Consider the following 3,853-nt stretch of genomic DNA (forward strand, 5'->3'; position numbering starts at 1 on the left):
GGCATCGGCGCGGTCATCAACACGGCCAAGGTGGAAGAGGGATCGCGGGCCATTGTCTTCGGTCTCGGCGGCATCGGCCTGAACGTGATCCAGGGGCTGCGCCTTGCCGGTGCGGACCAGATTGTCGGCGTTGACCTGAACCCGGCCAAGGTGGAGATGGCGACGCGTTTCGGCATGACGGATTTCGTCAACCCGTCCGAGGTTGACGGAGACCTTGTGCCGTATCTGGTCGATCTGACCAGGGGCGGCGCGGATTACACCTTTGATGCAACGGGCAATGTGGGCGTCATGCGGACGGCGCTTGAAACGGCCCACAAGGGCTGGGGCGAGAGCATCATCATCGGCGTGGCGCCGGCAGGGGCGGAGATCGCAACGCGTCCGTTCCAGCTGGTCACGGGCAGGTCCTGGCGCGGCACGGCCTTCGGTGGTGCGCGCGGGCGCACGGACGTGCCGAAGATCGTCGACTGGTACATGGACGGCAAGATCGAGATCGACCCGATGATCACCCACACCATGCCGCTCGAAGACATCAACAAGGGCTTCGACCTCATGCATGCGGGCGAATCCATCCGATCCGTCGTTCTTTTTTAGGTAGCCAGACAATGGAAACCCTTGCCGAAAGTAAATGCTTTGGCGGTGTGCAGACGGTCTACAAACACCAATCTGCTGCTTGTTGCTGCCAAATGACCTTTGCAATTTTTCTGCCTCCGCAGGCGGCGGAGGAGGTGGTTCCCTGCCTCTGGTACCTGTCGGGTCTGACCTGCACCCATGAAAACGCAATGACCAAGGCCGGCCTGCAGGCGCACGCGTCCAAGCACGGCGTTGCGCTCATTTTTCCCGATACGAGCCCACGCGGCGAGGAGGTCGCGGATGACGAAGCTTACGATCTCGGTCAGGGCGCCGGGTTTTACGTCAACGCGACCAAGTCTCCATGGAACACGCATTTCAGGATGTACGACTATGTCGTCAAGGAACTGCGCGAACTGGCGCAGGTCTCGTTCCCGCTGAGCGAACGCCACGGCATCACGGGTCACTCGATGGGCGGCCACGGTGCCTTGACCATCGCCCTGCGCAATCCGGGGCTCTACCAGTCCGTCTCCGCCTTCGCGCCGATCACCAATCCGACACAGTCAGCCTGGGGCCGCAAACAGCTTACCGCTTATCTCGGAGACGATGAGGCTGCATGGGCGGACTACGACGCCACGATCCTGCTGCGCGAACGGGGCTGGAACGGCGACATCCTGATTGACCAGGGTGCCGACGATCAATTCGTCAATCTCCTGAGGCCGCAGGCCTTTGCGGGCGTTGTGACGGAAACCTGTCAGCCGGCCGTGATCCGGATGCAGAAACGCTACGACCACTCCTATTTCTTCGTTTCGACCTTCGGTGGTGACCACATCGCCTGGCACGCGGAACGCCTGAACAGCAAGTTTCATCAAAACGCCAACGGCAAGGGGGCGGCATGACGACACCGGTCGCATCACGACGGTATCTGTTTCTTTTGACCCTGTTGCCGTTCGTGGCCGTGCATCCCGCGAGCGCCCTCGACCTTGGCGATCCCGTGAAGGGAGAAAAGGTGTTCAGGAAATGCAAGGCCTGTCATGCCGTTGGAAACGATGCAGCGGCGAAGACGGGACCGGTCTTGAACGGTGTTGTCGGTGCGACGGCGGCAATGCAGCCGGACTTCAGTTACTCCAAGGCGCTGCGGGAGGCAGCAGACCAGAACGAGCTGGTCTGGACCGTTGAAAACCTCGACGTCTTTCTGACCAAGCCGAAGAAATTTCTACCGGGCACGAAAATGAGCTTTGCGGGGCTACGCAAGGAGAAGGACCGGCAGGACATCGTCGCCTATCTGGCAACGTTCGAAGAAGAGGGAGGGAACCAGGACCAACAGTGAAAAACGGCTTGTTCGACCGCCGAATCGATGCCGGCGTCCAGGGAGGCGCGACCGGTATCTGGAAGGCTGTTGACGCTGGCCTGACGCATGAAACGCCTCAGTCTCGTCACGGGAGGAAAGCATGAGACACCTACTCATTTCCGCCGCTGTGCTGGCCATGGGAGCCGGAACAGCCTACGCAGATGCAAACCTGCAAAAAATGATGGACGATCCGAACCAGTGGGTCATCCAAACGGGAGATTACAAGAACCAGCGCTTCTCCAAACTGGACCAGATCAACAAGGACAACGTCAAGGATCTCCAGGTGGCCTGGACGTTTTCGACGGGTGTGCTGCGCGGCCACGAGGGATCTCCGCTTGTCATTGACAACGTCATGTACGTGCACACCCCGTTCCCGAACACGGTCTATGCACTCGATCTCGACAATGACGGCAAGATTATCTGGAAATACGAACCCAAGCAGAATTCCGACGTCATCGCGGTCATGTGCTGCGACACGGTCTACCGCGGTGTCGCCTATGCTGATGGGAAGATCTTCCTGCACCAGGCCGACACCAAGCTGGTCGCACTCGACTCCAAGACCGGAGAAGAAGTCTGGAGCGTCGTCAACGGGGATCCGGCAATCGGCGAAACCAACACGGCCACCGTCATGCCAGTCAAGGACAAGGTCCTGGTCGGCATTTCCGGCGGTGAGTTCGGCGTGCGCGGGTCCGTGACCGCCTACAACACCAAGGACGGTTCTCTCGCCTGGCGGGCCTATTCGATGGGGCCTGACAGCGACATTCTGATCGACCCGGAAAAGACCACGCATCTTGGAAAACCGGTCGGCAAGGACTCCGGTCTCAACACCTGGGAAGGCGATCAGTGGAAGATCGGTGGCGGAACCACCTGGGGATGGTATTCCTACGATGCCGATGAAAACCTGATGTATTATGGAACCGGCAACCCCTCGACATGGAACCCGGCGCAGCGTCCCGGCGACAACCGCTGGTCCATGACGATCATGGCCCGGGATGTCGACACGGGTGTCGCACGCTGGTTCTACCAGATGACGCCGCACGACGAATGGGACTACGACGGGGTCAACGAGATGATCCTGACGGAGCAGGAATTCGGTGGCGAGATGCGCAAGCTTCTCACCCATTTCGACAGGAACGGGTTCGGCTACACGCTTGACCGGGTGACCGGTGAGCTCCTGGTTGCCGAAAAATTCGACCCGAAGGTCAACTGGGCAACGGAAGTGGTCATGGATCCGAATTCGGACCAGTACGGCCGGCCGCAGGTGGTGTCACAATACTCGACCCGGCAAAATGGCGAGGATGTGAACACGACCGGTGTCTGTCCGGCGGCCCTTGGATCGAAAGACCAGCAACCGGCCTCCTTCTCGCCGGAAACGGGCCTTTTCTACGTACCGACAAATCACGTGTGCATGGACTATGAGCCCTTCCGCGTCAGCTACACGGCTGGTCAGCCTTATGTCGGGGCAACCCTTTCCATGTATCCGGCCGGCGACAGCCACGGCGGCATGGGCAATTTCATTGCATGGGATAATGAAAAGGGTGAGATCGTCTGGTCAATTCCGGAACAGTTTTCGGTCTGGTCCGGAGCACTCGCCACGTCGGGAGACATCGTTTTTTACGGCACGCTTGAAGGCTATCTGAAGGCCGTGGACGCCAAGACCGGTGAGGAGCTTTACAAGTTCAAGACACCCTCCGGGATCATCGGCAACGTGATGACCTATACGCATAACGGCAAGCAGTATGTCGCCGTGTTGTCCGGCATCGGAGGCTGGGCGGGCATCGGCCTTGCCGCCGGCCTGACCAACCCGAATGAGGGTCTCGGCGCTGTCGGCGGCTATGCCGCGTTGAGCGACTACACCGCCCTGGGCGGTCAGCTCACGGTGTTCGCACTTCCGAACTGACCGGCCTGCCGAAGAGTTGGGCTGGCGCGGCGATC

The 3,853-nt window shown here is 60.0% G+C and carries 4 protein-coding genes; all 4 read left to right on the forward strand.

Annotated features, from left to right (window positions below):
* On the forward strand, window positions 1-591 hold a 591-nt coding region (locus RBB49_RS28305), incomplete at its 5' end, for a zinc-binding dehydrogenase (RefSeq protein ID WP_306146324.1).
* An 11-nt stretch (window positions 592-602) separates the two neighbouring features.
* On the forward strand, window positions 603-1,466 hold the full coding sequence (fghA, locus tag RBB49_RS28310) for an S-formylglutathione hydrolase (protein WP_306146325.1): 864 nt from the start codon (window positions 603-605) through the stop codon (window positions 1,464-1,466).
* Window positions 1,463-1,897 (forward strand): cytochrome c family protein, encoded by a 435-nt coding sequence (locus RBB49_RS28315; protein ID WP_306146326.1) that lies wholly within the window; start codon window positions 1,463-1,465, stop codon window positions 1,895-1,897. Before fghA ends, RBB49_RS28315 begins: the two co-directional genes overlap by 4 nt.
* Before the next feature lie 121 nt (window positions 1,898-2,018).
* Window positions 2,019-3,818: a lanthanide-dependent methanol dehydrogenase XoxF5 gene (gene xoxF5, locus RBB49_RS28320; protein ID WP_306146327.1), complete on the forward strand. Its 1,800-nt coding sequence runs from the start codon at window positions 2,019-2,021 to the stop codon at window positions 3,816-3,818.
* The last annotated feature ends 35 nt before the right edge of the window (window positions 3,819-3,853 follow it).

This window comes from Roseibium sp. MMSF_3412 (genome assembly GCF_030733265.1).
Taxonomy (GTDB): Bacteria; Pseudomonadota; Alphaproteobacteria; order Rhizobiales; family Stappiaceae; genus Roseibium.